The sequence below is a fragment of the Halopseudomonas xinjiangensis genome (genome assembly GCF_900104945.1).
Taxonomy (GTDB): domain Bacteria; phylum Pseudomonadota; class Gammaproteobacteria; order Pseudomonadales; family Pseudomonadaceae; genus Halopseudomonas; species Halopseudomonas xinjiangensis.
In genome coordinates, this window is the sequence record NZ_LT629736.1 from 3,522,713 (window position 1) to 3,536,992 (window position 14,280).

At 61.2% G+C, this 14,280-nt stretch carries 14 protein-coding genes and 1 tRNA gene; 5 read left to right on the forward strand and 10 right to left on the reverse strand.

Going from position 1 to position 14,280, the window contains the following annotated elements; all coding sequences use genetic code 11:
• Positions 1 to 69 precede the first annotated feature (69 nt).
• The 3 genes from BLT85_RS16530 to BLT85_RS16540 all read right to left on the reverse strand — a co-directional run bounded on the left by BLT85_RS16530 (position 70) and on the right by BLT85_RS16540 (position 3,145).
• Positions 70 to 1,794: a DUF885 domain-containing protein gene (locus tag BLT85_RS16530; protein ID WP_093397153.1), complete on the reverse strand. Its 1,725-nt coding sequence runs from the start codon at positions 1,792 to 1,794 to the stop codon at positions 70 to 72.
• Positions 1,791 to 2,495, reverse strand: a complete 705-nt coding sequence (locus tag BLT85_RS16535) for a DUF1028 domain-containing protein (RefSeq protein WP_157718195.1) — start codon at positions 2,493 to 2,495, stop codon at positions 1,791 to 1,793. Before BLT85_RS16535 ends, BLT85_RS16530 begins: the two co-directional genes overlap by 4 nt.
• A gap of 95 nt (positions 2,496 to 2,590) precedes the next feature.
• The gene (locus BLT85_RS16540) at positions 2,591 to 3,145 is read right to left on the reverse strand and encodes a cytochrome b (protein WP_093397158.1); all 555 of its coding nucleotides are present in this window, start codon (positions 3,143 to 3,145) and stop codon (positions 2,591 to 2,593) included.
• Between the two features lie 373 nt (positions 3,146 to 3,518).
• On the opposite strand from BLT85_RS16540, the gene BLT85_RS16545 reads away from it, so the two are divergent.
• Together BLT85_RS16545 and BLT85_RS16695 are read left to right on the forward strand one after the other, a co-directional pair.
• Positions 3,519 to 4,739 carry an alpha/beta hydrolase family esterase gene (locus BLT85_RS16545; RefSeq protein ID WP_093397161.1) on the forward strand — a complete coding sequence of 407 codons (1,221 nt, stop codon included), beginning with the start codon at positions 3,519 to 3,521 and terminating at the stop codon, positions 4,737 to 4,739.
• 131 nt (positions 4,740 to 4,870) lie between these two features.
• The gene (locus tag BLT85_RS16695; protein ID WP_157718196.1) at positions 4,871 to 5,017 is read left to right on the forward strand and encodes a hypothetical protein; all 147 of its coding nucleotides are present in this window, start codon (positions 4,871 to 4,873) and stop codon (positions 5,015 to 5,017) included.
• 157 nt (positions 5,018 to 5,174) lie between these two features.
• Here BLT85_RS16695 and BLT85_RS16550 read toward each other — a convergent pair.
• The 4 genes from BLT85_RS16550 to rpsU all read right to left on the reverse strand — a co-directional run bounded on the left by BLT85_RS16550 (position 5,175) and on the right by rpsU (position 9,605).
• Positions 5,175 to 5,251, reverse strand: a tRNA-Ile gene (locus BLT85_RS16550).
• Between the two features lie 113 nt (positions 5,252 to 5,364).
• The gene (gene rpoD, locus BLT85_RS16555) at positions 5,365 to 7,221 is read right to left on the reverse strand and encodes an RNA polymerase sigma factor RpoD (protein ID WP_093397164.1); all 1,857 of its coding nucleotides are present in this window, start codon (positions 7,219 to 7,221) and stop codon (positions 5,365 to 5,367) included.
• 86 nt (positions 7,222 to 7,307) lie between these two features.
• Positions 7,308 to 9,173 carry a DNA primase gene (gene dnaG / locus BLT85_RS16560; protein ID WP_093397167.1) on the reverse strand — a complete coding sequence of 622 codons (1,866 nt, stop codon included), beginning with the start codon at positions 9,171 to 9,173 and terminating at the stop codon, positions 7,308 to 7,310.
• 216 nt (positions 9,174 to 9,389) lie between these two features.
• Positions 9,390 to 9,605, reverse strand: coding sequence for a 30S ribosomal protein S21 (rpsU, locus tag BLT85_RS16565; RefSeq protein WP_036989131.1), 216 nt, complete (start codon positions 9,603 to 9,605; stop codon positions 9,390 to 9,392).
• 191 nt (positions 9,606 to 9,796) lie between these two features.
• On the opposite strand from rpsU, the gene tsaD reads away from it, so the two are divergent.
• A complete protein-coding gene (tsaD, locus tag BLT85_RS16570; RefSeq protein ID WP_093397169.1) occupies positions 9,797 to 10,834 on the forward strand; it encodes a tRNA (adenosine(37)-N6)-threonylcarbamoyltransferase complex transferase subunit TsaD in 1,038 nt (345 codons plus the stop codon).
• Here tsaD and plsY read toward each other — a convergent pair.
• A complete protein-coding gene (gene plsY / locus BLT85_RS16575; RefSeq protein WP_093397171.1) occupies positions 10,831 to 11,415 on the reverse strand; it encodes a glycerol-3-phosphate 1-O-acyltransferase PlsY in 585 nt (194 codons plus the stop codon). The two genes, tsaD and plsY, sit on opposite strands and share 4 nt — an antisense overlap.
• A 51-nt stretch (positions 11,416 to 11,466) precedes the next feature.
• On the opposite strand from plsY, the gene folB reads away from it, so the two are divergent.
• Positions 11,467 to 11,829 carry a dihydroneopterin aldolase gene (gene folB, locus BLT85_RS16580; RefSeq protein WP_093397174.1) on the forward strand — a complete coding sequence of 121 codons (363 nt, stop codon included), beginning with the start codon at positions 11,467 to 11,469 and terminating at the stop codon, positions 11,827 to 11,829.
• Positions 11,826 to 12,374, forward strand: coding sequence for a 2-amino-4-hydroxy-6-hydroxymethyldihydropteridine diphosphokinase (gene folK, locus BLT85_RS16585; protein ID WP_093397177.1), 549 nt, complete (start codon positions 11,826 to 11,828; stop codon positions 12,372 to 12,374). The genes folB and folK overlap by 4 nt, the downstream gene beginning before the upstream one ends.
• Positions 12,375 to 12,378: 4 nt before the next feature.
• On the opposite strand, the gene BLT85_RS16590 is transcribed toward folK, so the two are convergent.
• Both BLT85_RS16590 and BLT85_RS16595 read right to left on the reverse strand, forming a co-directional pair.
• Entirely contained in the window at positions 12,379 to 13,560 is a 1,182-nt protein-coding gene (locus tag BLT85_RS16590) for a multifunctional CCA addition/repair protein (protein ID WP_093397180.1), read from the reverse strand.
• 65 nt (positions 13,561 to 13,625) lie between these two features.
• Positions 13,626 to 14,280 (reverse strand): SpoVR family protein (locus BLT85_RS16595; protein ID WP_172829844.1); only part of this gene is annotated, 655 nt, incomplete at its 5' end.

Genomic DNA, 14,280 nt, shown 5'->3' on the forward strand with positions numbered 1-14,280 from the left:
TTAGCCGAATCGCGAGCCGCTGTGTCGGCGGTTGTGTGTCGATAGCTTGCTGTTAATGGCCGCCCCGCCTCAGACCTGGCGCTGTATCCAGTCCTCGATCTGCTCAGCCAGAACGTCCAGCGGCAGCGGCCCGAAGCCGAGTACCGCGTCGTGGAAGCCGCGCTGATCGAAGCGGTCTCCGAGTACCGCGCAGGCCTGTTCCCGCAGCTTGAGGATCTCGAGTAGCCCGAGCGTGTACGTAGTCGCCTGGCCAGGCATGACAAGATAGCGATCGACCTCGGTAACGCATTGCGGGCGGCTGGCTGGAAGGTTGGCGTACAGATAGTCGATCCCCTGCTCCCGAGTCCAGCCACGGGCGTGCAAACCGGTATCTACAACCAGCCGACAGGCACGCTTGAGCTCCTGGGTGAGCCGCCCGTATTCACCGTAGTCGTCGGCGTACAGTCCGATTTCATGCGTCACCAGCTCAGCATACAAACCCCAGCCCTCGACGTAGGCATTGTAGTTGGCATAGCGGCGGAAAGTAGGCAGCGTGGTCAGACGATTGGCGATGGCGAATTGCATGTGGTGCCCGGGCACCGCCTCATGAAACGCGAGAGCTTCCATGGTGAAGGTCGGTAGCTGCTCCAGATCGTACAGATTGATGTAGAAGGTTCCAGGCCTGCTGCCATCGGACGCCGGGCCATGATAAAACGCCATCCCGGCAGTCTGCTCCCGGTGTGGCTCGACTGCTCGCACCTGCAACGGGTCCAGTGGCAACACGTGGAAAAGATCGGGCAACCGCTGCTGGACGCGATCGATGACCTGGTGCAGGTCATCGAGATAGGCCTGCCGGCCCTGTGTGGTCTGGGGGTAATAGAAGGACCGGTCTTCGCGCGTGAAGTCGAAGAAGGCTTGCAGATCGCCTTCGAAACCGACTCGCGAAATCAGCTCGCGTATCTCATCCTGGATGCGCGCCACTTCGCTCAGGCCCAGGCGATAGATGCGGTCCGGGTCCAGGTCGGTGCTGGTTTCCCATCTGAGGCATGCGCGGTAATAGCTTTCGCCGTCGGGAAGGGAGCCGGCCCCGCCCTCATCCGGAGCCTCGGCTAGCAGCGTCTGGACGAACTCGGCCAGACGCCGATAGCCCGGCGCCACGTATTCGTGCAGCGCTCGATGGCATTCATCTAGCAGCTCGTCACGTGCTGATTCAGGCACGCCGGAGGCAGCGGTGACTTTGCGGCGGAAGTCGTCGGCGAGCATGCTGCGCTCGGGCTGATGCAGGTCGGTTATGACGCGGTTGCAGTCCTCGATGATCTGTTCAAGCAGAAATCGCGGCAGCACCACGCCGTGATCGCGGCGCACCGAGACGCTCTGTGCGACCTGGTCGCTGGCCTCAGCGAAGGCGCGTAAGCGCGCGAGGTAGTTGGCGGCGTCGCGTTCGTCCTCCAAGCGATGCATATTGATCATGAACGCCGGGAATTCAGCGTGCAGGCCGAATTTCTGATCCAGTGCATAGCGCTGGAAACGGTGTTCGAAGCGCTCGAGTATTTCTTCACAGTCGCGCCGGAACAGATCGTGGTTCATCCGCTGCGCCAGGCTTAGCTCGTCATACGCGAAGGTTTGCAATGCCTGGAGATGGCGTCTGGTCAGGTTGGCGTAGCCGGCTTCGCCGGCGTCGGAGTAGTCATCCAGTTCGTCCTGCCGTTCGCTTCGACCGAACAGCGCAAGCTTTTGCGGGAAGTAACCGATGCGCTCGTTGAATGCTTCTTCGAAGAACAGTTCGATATCCAGTCTCTTTTGACCATCGCTCATGGCAAACGCCCCTTGAGCATGGCTAGCGGGCCTGGCTCGGCACCGGGCGGTCTGGGGACATCCTTTCGCTTGGGGATATTGCTCATGCTCGGCAGGATTTCCTCGATGTAAAGCCGGTATAGCCGTCCTAGCTCTTGCATCGGGTCGTCATGGTCGTCAATGCGGATGTCGCAAAGGGGATACTCTTCCTCGGAGAACACCATGATATTGGCGGAGCGCTCGCCTTTCACGTCGCCGCCTTCGCTTTCACCGGTCTGAATGGCCAGTACCAGCCGTTCGGCGAGATCAAGATGGACCGTGCAGTTCATGGTCGCGACAACCGAGTCGAGCACGTGCGGTCCGGCCAGCCGGTTACCCTGTGTAGCGAATCCGTCCCCTTGCAGATGGCCGGCCCATGGGATGGTGTCGCAGCCGGTCCACACCGCGGTGCGACCCTGCATGTCTACGACACCAACCTGACGATCCTGGCGCTGCGCATCGAGCTTGATCACCTGATCGAGCGCATCGCTGGCGCTGGCACCGTGCTGCATCAGCCGAAGTCCATCGTAGGCCAGGTAAGGATTCAACAGGGCCTGTGAGGCAATCACGCCGACCTTGGGGATGCCATGGCACGCAAGCTTGCCTACCGATTGCACCGCTGTGCTGGCCCCTACACCGATTTGCCCTGTGCGTGCGCAATGTGCCACTACCGAAAAAGTCACGATTACCTCCGCCAGTTGATCCCGCACAGTGGTTGACTGGCGTGGCAACGCTCAGTTCATCGTGACTCGCGCAACGGAAGGAACCCGGGTACGTCTTAGTTCTGACGATTTCCCAGCATTCGAGCCAGCACGTCTTCATCCCTCGGCCGGCTGCGGTGAACGAAGACCATGACGACATGACCGACTATCAGCACCAGCAGTAGCCAGCCGAGCCAGCTATGGAGCAGGTTTCCTGGCGCGGTCATCCAGTCGATGGAGCCGCCTTCGAAGCCGGGCATGAGCGGAATTCCCAGTGGCTCGAATGCGCGGCCCGACCCGTACTGGCGCACCAGGGCGAGCAGGGGCACGATCAGCATCAGTACGTACATTGCCAGGTGGCCGAGTTGTGCCGGAATGTTCAGCGAGGGCGGACGATGTCCGCGGTTATACAGGGACCACAAGGCGCGGATACAGATCAGCGCGATAAGCAGTGTGCCGACAATCTTGTGCGTGCCCCAGAGAAAGCCTTCGACCGTGGTGTCCTCGAACAGCCAGTGAGCCACAGCCGAAGCGAACTGCCACGCCAGCACCAAGGCCATGCTCCAGTGCAGAAATCGACTGATCGTGCCGTACCGCGCCATACTGTCGAGTGGTTGCCACTTGCTGCTCATTATCGCCCCGTTGGATTGATGAAATGTCGTACCACCTGCTACCGCCATGCTCTCGGCGATTATCAGGAATTATCCGCATCGGCATGCGCTGCAGTCTAGCGGTTTCAGCCGGTGAAGTGCCAACGATGGCGAAGCAGCGGACCGTGAATCTGCTGCGTCGCCAGGCTTGTGATTGCCGCCATTTAATGGCGATACGATTGCACTTTTCGGTATTTCTGTTTTCACAGTGGCATGCCTGGCGGAGCGGAGCGACGATCAGGCGCAGTCAGAACATTGCTCCAGGCCGACGAGTTTCTTCTTGTTTCGCTTTTCCGCTAGGTCATGCCGCTTCTGCGGTGCGCCGACGAATGGCCTGATACAAACGGAGGAGCACGTGAAGATCAAACTGGTCTGCTTGATGTTGATGGGACTGCTGAGCGCGGGTTGTGGCGGCGGAGGCGGCGGTGGGGGAGAGCCAGCCCCAGCTCAGGAGGAGCAGACACCCCCGGCAGACGGCTCGCCCACTACCGACACCCCATCCCAACCGCAGAACCCACCGAACCGTCCATCTTCTCCGCGCCCGCAACCGCAACAGCCCGAGCCGGAAGAAGAGGAAGAGGAAGAGGTTCCGGCCACTCCCGGCACTCCGGGGCCGATCCTGAGCCCGTCAGATCCAGAGCCCGCTGAACCGGACTCGCCCGAACAAGAACCCGCAGACCCAGCGCCGACGGACCCGGAAGAGCCTGCGCCCACCGAGCCAGAAGATCCCACTCCGACCGAGCCGGAGGAACCACCGACTGACCCAGAGGATCCGGTGCTCAATTCGAACCCCTATGCTTCTGCGGGTTGCGGTTTCGATCCGATGGTGGAGGGGGAGCACACCCTTCGCATCAATGGTACCGACAGGATTTTCACAGTGGACCTCCCGGCCGACTACGACCAGAACCGAGCCTATGCAATGGTGTTCGGCTTCCATGGACGGGGTCGCGACGGCCAATTCCAGAACACCAATTACGGCAACCTGGCGTCGACCATGGGTGACGATGCGGTTCTGGTCTATCCGGAGGGCTTGTACATGGACAACCAGGGCGCGGTGGGCGACAAGCATGGTGGGAGTGGTACCACGTGGGAAATCGAAGGTTCTACGGACCTCGAGTTTTTCGACGCCATGTTGCAACAACTCAAATCGGAAACGTGCATAGACGAACAACGTGTCTACACCGTCGGCTTCAGCATGGGCGGTTACTTCTCTGCGCGATTGGCATGTGAGCGAGGAATGGACGTGCGCGCTTTTGCTGCCGCCGGTGCCGGTGCGCCGGCCATAGACCCGGCCATGTGCGAAAACATGTCGGCCGCATGGCTCGCGCATGATCCGGAGGACACCGCCATCGACTATGAGGACGCGGGGCTGGCTCTGCGCGACTATTGGCTCGATGTGAACATGTGTGGTCCGGAGACCCGTCCGATCGCGTCGGAAGGCGATTGCGTCGAGTACACCAATTGCGCGGTGGATTATCCGGTCCAGTGGTGTACCTACAGCCAGGGCAGCAATCACCATCAATGGCCGAACTTCGCACCTCGGGAAGTGTGGGACTTCTTCCTATCGCTGGAGTGAACACAACACCGTCGAGAAGAGCGCCGCTGCCTGGCGGCGCTTACATGGTTTCCGTCAGAGGCTTTGGCGGAGCGTCCAAGGGCAGTGCCACGGTTGTACGGCCTGCCCGCCGCTAACAGAGAGAGGTCCATATGAATCTCAATCGTGAAGCGCTGGGACAAATCTTCCCCGTGTTTATCTGCCTGCTAGCCGTCACCGTCTGGCTACCGCTCTTCGTATTGCTGCGCGCGGTCCTCTGCGTCGTCACGCCTGCACGTGAGCGAAGCTGTACGTTCTAGGTCGGATGCTCGAGCGCCGGTATCGAAACCAGGCGGATAGATGGGCCAGCACGGCGAAGGCTGGGTTTCGCGAAGCACGCTTCGCGCCGCCGGAACGACGAGCATCTGCGATGCGAGGCTGGGATAGTCCGATGAGGACCGGCATGACCGAAGGGAATGGTGGGCCCAGTAGGACTTGAACCTACGACCAAGCGATTATGAGTCGCCTGCTCTGACCAACTGAGCTATGGGCCCACTACAGGTACAACGCCGCGCATTATACGGACTGCTGCCAGAGGTGACCATAGCGGTTTGGCTTGGCACAGGGATAAAAAAACCCGGCCGGAGCCGGGTTTGTGTAACGCGAATTACTCGTCGAGGAAGCTACGCAGGTGATCGCTGCGCGTCGGATGACGCAGCTTGCGCAACGCCTTGGCTTCAATCTGACGAATCCGCTCACGGGTTACATCGAATTGCTTGCCGACCTCTTCCAGCGTGTGGTCGGTATTCATGTCGATACCGAAGCGCATGCGCAGAACCTTCGCCTCGCGGGCGGTCAGCCCGGAGAGGACTTCACGAGTGGCTTCCTTGAGGCTTTCCACGGTAGCCGAATCGATTGGCGATTCCATGGTCGAGTCCTCGATGAAGTCGCCCAGGTGCGAGTCTTCGTCATCACCGATCGGCGTCTCCATGGAGATCGGCTCTTTGGCGATCTTCAATACCTTACGGATCTTGTCCTCAGGCATCTCCATGCGCTCGCCCAGCTCTTCCGGGGTCGGTTCCCGGCCCATCTCCTGCAGCATCTGCCGGGAGATACGGTTGAGCTTGTTGATCGTCTCGATCATGTGCACCGGAATACGAATGGTGCGGGCCTGGTCGGCGATCGAACGGGTGATGGCCTGACGGATCCACCAGGTCGCGTAGGTCGAGAACTTGTAACCACGACGGTATTCGAACTTGTCCACCGCCTTCATCAGGCCGATGTTGCCTTCCTGAATCAGGTCGAGGAATTGCAGGCCGCGGTTGGTGTATTTCTTGGCGATCGAAATAACCAGGCGCAGGTTGGCTTCGACCATTTCCTTCTTGGCGCGGCGTGCTCGTGCCTCGCCGATCGACATCCGGCGGTTGATGTCCTTGACCTCGGAGATGGTCAGGTCGAAATCGGACTCCATCGCTGCGAGTTTCTTCTGCGCACGAATGATCTCCGGCTTGATCGCCTCGAGGCCTTCGGCGTAGCGCGGGCCATCAGCCAGCAGACTATCTACCCAACCTTCGTTGACTTCGTTGCCAGGGAAGCTGCGCAGGAAGTCGGCGCGGGGCATCCGCGCATCACGCACGCATAGCTGCATGATTGCGCGTTCCTGGGCACGAATGGCGTCTTGCGAGCCGCGAACCCGTACGACCAGTGCTTCGTACTGCTTGGGAATCAGCTTGATCGGCATGAACAGCAGAGCCAGCGCATCCAGTTCCGCCGTGGCCTGCGGGCTGCCGCGGCCATGCTTCTTCAGGGCCTTCTTGGCCTTGTTCAGCTGGTCTTCGATGGCGCCGAAACGCTGACGAGCGACTTCCGGGTCCGGACCACCGTCACCTTCTTCTTCGGTGGAGTCGTCGTCGCTTTCTTCCTCGTCATCATCGGCCTTGTTTTCGGGCTTGGCCTTGACGGGCTGAGCCGCAGCAACCTCGGCGTTCTCAGGCGCAGACATGCCATCGTCGTCAGGATCGATGTAGCCACTGAAGACGTCGGACAGGCGACCGCCTTCGTCGACGACCCGATGGTAATCGGCCAGGATGCTGTCGACGGTGCCGGGGAACATGGAGATGGCCGACATGACTTCGCGGATGCCTTCCTCGATGCGTTTGGCGATCTCGATCTCGCCTTCGCGGGTCAGCAGCTCGACGGTACCCATTTCGCGCATGTACATGCGCACCGGGTCGGTGGTGCGGCCGATATCACTTTCGACCGCGGCCAGTGCCGCCGCAGCCTCTTCGGCCGCAGCTTCGTCAGCGTCGTTGTCAGCCAGCAACAGGGCATCGGCATCGGGCGCGGTTTCGAAAACCGTGATCCCCATGTCGTTGATCATGCGGATGATGTCTTCAACCTGCTCCGGATCCGATATATCCTCCGGCAGATGGTCGTTGACCTCCGCATAGGTCAAGAAGCCCTGCTCGCGACCGCGAGCGATTAGCTCCTTGAGACGGGATTGCTGTTGCGCTTTTCCGGACATAACAACCCTTGTGGATGCCTTGTGTGCAAAAAAATAAGCTGCGGATTATACCCTGATCAGGGTCTCCAGCGCCAGTTGGCGCAAGCTCAACGGTCGGCCGTCGATGCCGTCCGATTGGCGAGTAAGGTCCGCAGCTGCTGTTTTTCCTCGGTGGTGAGCGGCACGCTGGCCGATTTGTCGAGGAGTCTCTGGATGTGGCGGTCGGTTTGTCCCGCCTTCAATCTATTTATAGTGTCAAAAAACTGTTGTTCAAGGTTGGCGCTCGGAATATTCAACAACCATTCCTTTTCGGCGAGCCGAGAAAGCTGTTCGCCGAGTGCCGTACCGTGCCAGCGCGCCAGTAATTGTATTGTCGACAGTCCCGGGTTTTTCTGAAGGGCGCCGATCAGCGCGATCAGCAGTCGCGCCTCGTCTCTATCCTCGTCGGCGAACTCCTGGGCTTCGCTGACCACCCCCGCAAGATGGGGATGGTGCAGCAGGGTTCTCGCCGCCCCAAGCAGCGGGTCCTCGACATTGCTGCGTTCAACTGACGAACGGCGCGGAGCGCTGCGCGTCCAGCGCTCGCGTTTCGCGGCGGCAGGCTCGTAGCGCGGCGCTTCGGTCGTGCTGTCATCGGTCGAATAGTAATGCTCGGCCTCAGCAGGGGGCGGCGGACTCGCTGGCAGCTCGTCGAGGCGCATGCCTGTCCGATTTTCCAACGCCTGGCGCAGCAGTCGGCGCAACAGGCTGCCCGGGACCTGCTCGATCAGCGGAAGCGCCAGGGTCGCCAGGTGTGCTTTGCCTTCCAGGCTTTCGATGTTGGCTTCTTTTTCGAGGTGCCGGAACAGATATTCGGTCAGCGCGACGGACTTCTGTACCAGGCGCGCGCGGAAAGCATCCTGCCCTTCGCTGCGTACCAGCGTATCCGGGTCCTGCCCTTCGGGCAGAAACAGGAAGCGCACATGGCGGCCGTCTTCCATGGCAGGCAGGCACGCCTGCAAGGCCCGCCAGGCGGCCTGCCTGCCGGCATTATCGCCGTCGAAACAGAACACCACGTTGTGTACAACCCGGAACAGGCGGCGCAAATGGTCTTCGCTGGTAGCAGTGCCGAGCGTCGCCACCGCGTTGGTAATCCCGTGTTGGGCGAGGGCGATGACATCCATGTAGCCTTCAACGACCAGGATGTCTTCAAGCTGACGGTTGCTCCGTCTCGCCTCGAACAAGCCGTAAAGCTCGCGGCCTTTATGAAACACCGGGGTTTCCGGAGAGTTCAGGTACTTGGGCTTTTCGTCACCCAGGACGCGCCCACCGAAGCCAATGACGCGCCCCCGCGCATCGCGGATGGGAAACATGATGCGATCCCGGAAGCGGTCGTAACGCTTGCCGGTCTCGGGGTTCTCCACTACCAGCCCCGCATCGAGCAGTGCTTTCTGCTCGGTGTTGTCATGGGCCAGATGCGACATCAGATTGTCCCAGCCGGGCGGGGCGAAACCGACGTCATACAGCTTGGCGATCTGGCCTGTCAGCCCGCGTTGCTTCAGATAGCCTACGGCGCGCTGTCGTTGCCCATGATGGCGCAGCTGCTGGCGATAGTAAGCAGCTGCTTGTTCCAGCAGCGCATACAGGGGGCTGTCCTGGCGCGGGGTGGATTGGCCCTTGCGGTCGGTGCGCTCTTCACGCGGGACATCGACGCCCTGGTTGCGAGCGAGTTCTTCGACCGCCTGGGGGAAATCCAGGCGTTCGAAGTCCATGATGAAACTGATCGCGTTGCCGCCGGCGCCGCAGCCGAAGCAGTAGTAGAACTGCTTGTCCGGACTGACGCTGAATGAGGGCGATTTTTCGTTATGGAACGGGCACAGTGCGGAGAAGTTCTTGCCGGTCTTCTTCAGCTTCAGTCTTGAGCCGACGACCTCGACGATGTCCGAGCGGCCGAGCAGATCATCGATAAAGCCCTGTGGAATCAGCCCAGCCATGCCTGTTGCCCTGAAAAAGCTAAAGAGACGCCGGTCCGCTGGCGTCGAGCGATTGGATCGGACACTATCTCACGGCAACGCAAAAAACCAGCCGTATCCATATTCAGGATGGCCGGAGAAGTGCGTTCAGCAATATTGCCTGCTCTGTATCGGGGGGGGGTGCGGGACCCACGCCAATTCAGCGGGCCTGTGTCAGGCCCGGCAGACAGCTGTAACTCAGTACAGACGCTCGCGGCGGCGGTTTTCGCGCTGCAGCTTCTTGGCGTGACGCTTGACGGCAGCAGCTGCCTTGCGCTTGCGCTCGGTAGTCGGCTTCTCGTAAAACTCGCGGCGGCGGACTTCGGCGAGTACACCGGCTTTCTCGCAGGAGCGCTTGAAGCGGCGCAGTGCGACGTCGAAGGGTTCGTTCTCTTTTACTTTGACGGCAGGCATTTCGTACCTTTCTCAAATCTGTGAGTCATGGCTACCGGCCTAGCCAGTAGCAAGTGCATTTCAGGGGAGCGGATGTTACCGCCTAAATTCGAGAAATGCAAAGTCTTCATGGTTAAAAACTAGCCGCAGGCGGCCGGGCTGATTATCATGCGCGGCATGTTACCTGAAGATGACGGCCAGACAGGCAGACAATGCGCATTCTCGGAATAGAAACATCCTGCGATGAGACAGGCGTAGCGCTGTACGACAGCGAGCGCGGCCTGCTGGCGGACGCGTTGTTCAGCCAGATCGACCTGCATCGCATCTATGGCGGCGTGGTTCCCGAGCTGGCGTCGCGCGATCACGTTAAGCGCCTGGTTCCGTTGATGCGCGAGGTCTTCACGCGCGCTGGCGTGGCTGAAGGTGACGTGGACGGCGTAGCGTACACGGCCGGCCCCGGGCTGGTTGGAGCGCTGCTGGTAGGCGCCGCTTGCGCCAAGGCGCTGGCTTTTGCCTGGGGCGTCCCTGCACTGGGCGTCCATCATATGGAAGGCCACCTGCTTGCGCCCATGCTGGAAGAGAATCCGCCGGAGTTTCCGTTCGTCGCCTTGCTGGTATCTGGTGGCCATACCCAGCTGGTTCGGGTGGATGGGATCGGCCGTTATCAGCTGCTTGGCGAGTCGCTGGACGACGCTGCCGGTGAAGCCTTCGACAAAACAGCCAAACTGATGGGGCTGCCGTATCCGGGCGGGCCGGAGATCGCCCGCTTGGCTCAAACGGGCGAGCCGGGGCGCTTCGTCTTCCCGCGTCCGATGACGGACCGCCCGGGTCTCGATTTCAGTTTCAGCGGCTTGAAAACCTCGGTGCTGAACGCCTGGCAACAGGCTGGAGGGAGCGATGTCGATTCACAGACCCGTTGTGATATCGCCCTGGGCTTCGAACATGCTGTGGTTGAAACCCTGACTATCAAATGCCGCCGCGCACTCAAGTCCACCGGACTCAAGAGGCTGGTGATCGCTGGGGGCGTCAGCGCCAACCGGCGTCTGCGTGAGTCGCTGGGGCGGATGGCGCATGGTTTGAACGGAGAGCTGTTTTATGCGCGACCCGAGTTCTGTACCGACAACGGCGCGATGATCGCTTACGCTGGCTGTCAGCGACTGCAGGCAGGGCAGCGCGACAGCGCCGGGATCGAGGCCCGGGCTCGATGGCCGATGGAGCAGCTACCGGCGATAGACCAGGCCGACAGCTAGCGGCGGAAGTCGTTTTCGGTACCGCTGAGCAGGCGGCCGATGTTCAGACGGTGCCGTAGCAGGATCAGCGACACCATAAGCAGGATGGGTAGCAGCAGTTGCGGGTGTCGCCAGGCGAACCAGGGCAGAAGCCCGGCACAGGCGGCCAACGACGCCAGTGACGCGATACGTTTGATCAGAAACACGGCCAGCCAGAGCACTGCTGCGATCAGCGTAGCCGGCCAGGACAGCAGCATCAGCGCGCCGCCGGCCGTAGCCACGCCCTTGCCGCCACGAAACTGATGGAATATCGGCAGGATGTGTCCGATGATTGCCGCCAATGCGACCCAGCCTTGCTGGGGTGGTGACAATCCGACCCGCGCTGCAATCCACACCGCCGCGGCGCCCTTGCTCCAGTCGCCGACCAGTGTGGCCAGCGCCAGCTGCCGGTGTCCCAGGCGCAGCATGTTGCTTGCGCCGGGATTGCCGGAGCCGCTGTAGCGAGGGTCTGGTAGCCTCCCAAGCCTGCTCAGGAGCACGGCGAACGACACCGAGCCAAGCAGGTAGGCAATACACAAGAGAATGACGAACTTCGCAGGCATCGTCGTCGCGCCGTGGCAAAAACCAGATTGTAGACGAACAGTGGGGGACGAGTGGATCAGGTATTCATTAACGGGTTGTCTGTCGATGCTGTCATAGGCGTCTACGACTGGGAGCGGATCGCTCCGCAGCGCCTGATCATCGATCTCGACATGGGCTGGGATATGGCCCGCGCTGCAGCAGAGGACGATATCACTGCGACGCTCGATTATGCTGCGATCAGCCAGAGAATCGCCGGATTCGCAGCGGCCAGTTCGTGCGCCCTGGTTGAAACCTTCGCGGACAGACTCGCCAGCGCGATCATTTGCGAGTTCGGTGTGCCCTGGCTGCGCTTGCGTGTGACCAAGCCCGGCGCTGTGCCGGAAGCGCTCGGAGGCGTCGGAGTACTGATCGAGCGTGGCGCCAGGCTGTCGTGACTGCCATCTATCTCGGGCTGGGCAGCAACGTCGACCGGGAACACTTCCTGCGCCGTGGGCTGGATGCGCTCGAGCAGCTACTCGGGCCGTTGCAGTGTTCACCGGTTTTCGAAAGCGATGCGGTCGGTGTGCTCGGGCAGCGCTTTTTCAACATGGTGGTCGGGGCGCAGACGCACCTGAGCCTGGCTGACCTGAATGCGGGGCTCAAGGCTATCGAAGCGGCTTGCGGACGGCGAGAAAGCCGAACCGCAGGCCGTATTACGTTGGACATCGACGTGCTGGTATACGGTGAACTGACCGGGAGGCATGACGGCATAGAGCTTCCACGTCCTGAGCTACGACGCAACGCCTTTGTGCTCTGGCCCTTGGCGTTGCTGGCGCCACAGCTGACGCTGGCGGGAGAGCCGAGCAATATCGCCGGGGTTTGGAGCGCGTGGCAGGGTAATCAGATGCTCTGGCCGGTAGAGTTTGCCTGGCGCGAGCAGTCTCTGACTCCTTTGCCTTTAATCGAAACGTACCGGCCTCGTGACGTTTCCGGCCGTTGAGCGCCTAATGCTGCGTCTGCTGCTCCGCCTGGTACGCTTCCAGTGCTTTCACGCGCTCTTGCTGCAAGGCTTGTCCGAGCTCGCCTCCGCCCAGCCCGCGGGCCAGTAGCGCCTCCACGCCAACTTCCCGTACTGCCATGGCGGCCTCGCTCAGATAGGGTGTCTCCCGGAGCGCCTGCCCCGCGCCTGCGCTGCGTTGGAACGCCTCGCACGCGTCGAGAAACTGCTCGAAGCGTTCCGGTCGGCGATAGATGTCGAAGGCCTTGAACATATCCATCAGCGCCTCGGCCGACAGTTCGCATGCCTTCTGATAACACAGTTGGAACCTGCCGGTGAGCACGGCAAGCTCCTGACAATCGCGAGGTACCTTGAAGCGACGATTTGCCGACTGGATCGCGCTGAGTTCGTCGCGTGGGCATTCGCTTATCCGAGTTGACTCCGCCAGGCTTTCGACAAGGCAGGCCCAGCGTGGCGGCAGCGGAAGCCGCATCTTTCCGGTCTGATGTAGCGTTGGCAGGAGATGCTCTGGAAGCTGCTCGACCCCGAGCTCCGGCAGCAGATGCTCCAGAGCCCGGCAGTCGCGAAGCGTGGCGATGAAGACGTCAGGCCGGGCTTCCATCAGCGCTCGGCTGATCTCTTTCCAGCTTCGCTCAGGGGTCAGTGCTTCCAGCTCGCCGGAGATGGCGAGTTCGCGCATCAGTTGCAACGTCTCATCGGCAATCCGGAAACCCAGGTCGGCGTAACGCGCGGCAAATCGCGCCACCCGCAATACGCGCAACGGATCCTCACCGAAGGCGGGTGAAACGTGGCGCAGCAGTCGTTGCTGCAGGTCAGCCCGGCCGCCGTAGGGGTCGACGATGCTGCCGTCATCGTCCATCGCCATGGCGTTGATGGTCAGATCGCGACGCACCAGGTCCTGCTCCAGCGTCACGTCCGGACTCGTGTGAAACACGAAGCCGCCGTAGCCCCGACCGCTCTTGCGCTCGGTCCGGGCGAGGGCGTACTCCTCGCCGGTGCGGGGTTCAAGAAACACCGGGAAATCCTGTCCGACGGGTCGGAAGCCCGCTGCGATCATATCCTCAGGCGTTGCGCCGACCACAACCCAGTCGCGCTCGGTAACGGGCAGGTCCAGCAGTTGGTCGCGCACCGCCCCGCCAACCAGGAAGCGTTTGAATGAATAGTTCATGCGGCGACTGTAAGCGATTTGGCTGAAGCAGGCCAGGGAGCACCCGGGCCCGCGACTGGAGCTGATCAGATCGGCGGGATGTTCAGATCGAAGCGCGGGAGACGGCCCTCGACCGGGCGCGGAGGGACATGTACCTCGTCGACGACGCGCTCGCCTTCGACGCTTTCGAGATGAATGTCGAAGCCCCAGAGACGGTGCAGATGCTTCATCATCTCGCTGGTCGACTCGCCCAGCGGCTTGCCTTCATGCCGCTGATGCCGGAGCGTCAGCGAGCGGTCACCGCGCCGGTCCACCTCCCATACCTGAATGTTCGGCTCCCGGTTGCCCAGGTTGTACTGGGCGGCCAGATGCTGGCGGACGGCTCGATAGCCCTCATCGTCATGGATGGCGGCGATTTCCAGATGGTCACGCTGGTCATCGTCGACCACCGCGAACAGTTTCAGATCCCGGATCACCTTGGGCGAGAGAAACTGCAGGATGAAGCTTTCGTCCTTGAAGGTGCGCATGGCAAATTTGATGCTCTCAAGCCAGTCGCTGCCGGCAATGTCGGGAAACCAGCGGCGATCTTCTTCGGTAGGGTGTTCACAGATTCGGCGAATGTCCTGCATCATCGCGAAACCCAGCGCGTAGGGATTGATGCCGTTGTACCAGCGGCTGTCGAAGGGTGGCTGGTAGATCACACTGGTGTGCGACTGGAGGAACTCCATCATGAAGCCCTCG

What these genes read in the sequence shown, in the direction of transcription:
- BLT85_RS16530 (WP_093397153.1), bottom strand. Translation starts at nt 1,794, where the DNA reads ATGAGCGATGGTCAAAAGAGACTGGATATCGAACTGTTCTTCGAAGAA.
- BLT85_RS16540 (WP_093397158.1), bottom strand. Translation starts at nt 3,145, where the DNA reads ATGAGCAGCAAGTGGCAACCACTCGACAGTATGGCGCGGTACGGCACG.
- BLT85_RS16695 (WP_157718196.1), top strand. Translation starts at nt 4,871, where the DNA reads ATGAATCTCAATCGTGAAGCGCTGGGACAAATCTTCCCCGTGTTTATC.
- rpoD (WP_093397164.1), bottom strand. Translation starts at nt 7,221, where the DNA reads ATGTCCGGAAAAGCGCAACAGCAATCCCGTCTCAAGGAGCTAATCGCT.
- dnaG (WP_093397167.1), bottom strand. Translation starts at nt 9,173, where the DNA reads ATGGCTGGGCTGATTCCACAGGGCTTTATCGATGATCTGCTCGGCCGC.
- rpsU (WP_036989131.1), bottom strand. Translation starts at nt 9,605, where the DNA reads ATGCCTGCCGTCAAAGTAAAAGAGAACGAACCCTTCGACGTCGCACTG.
- tsaD (WP_093397169.1), top strand. Translation starts at nt 9,797, where the DNA reads ATGCGCATTCTCGGAATAGAAACATCCTGCGATGAGACAGGCGTAGCG.
- plsY (WP_093397171.1), bottom strand. Translation starts at nt 11,415, where the DNA reads ATGCCTGCGAAGTTCGTCATTCTCTTGTGTATTGCCTACCTGCTTGGC.
- BLT85_RS16590 (WP_093397180.1), bottom strand. Translation starts at nt 13,560, where the DNA reads ATGAACTATTCATTCAAACGCTTCCTGGTTGGCGGGGCGGTGCGCGAC.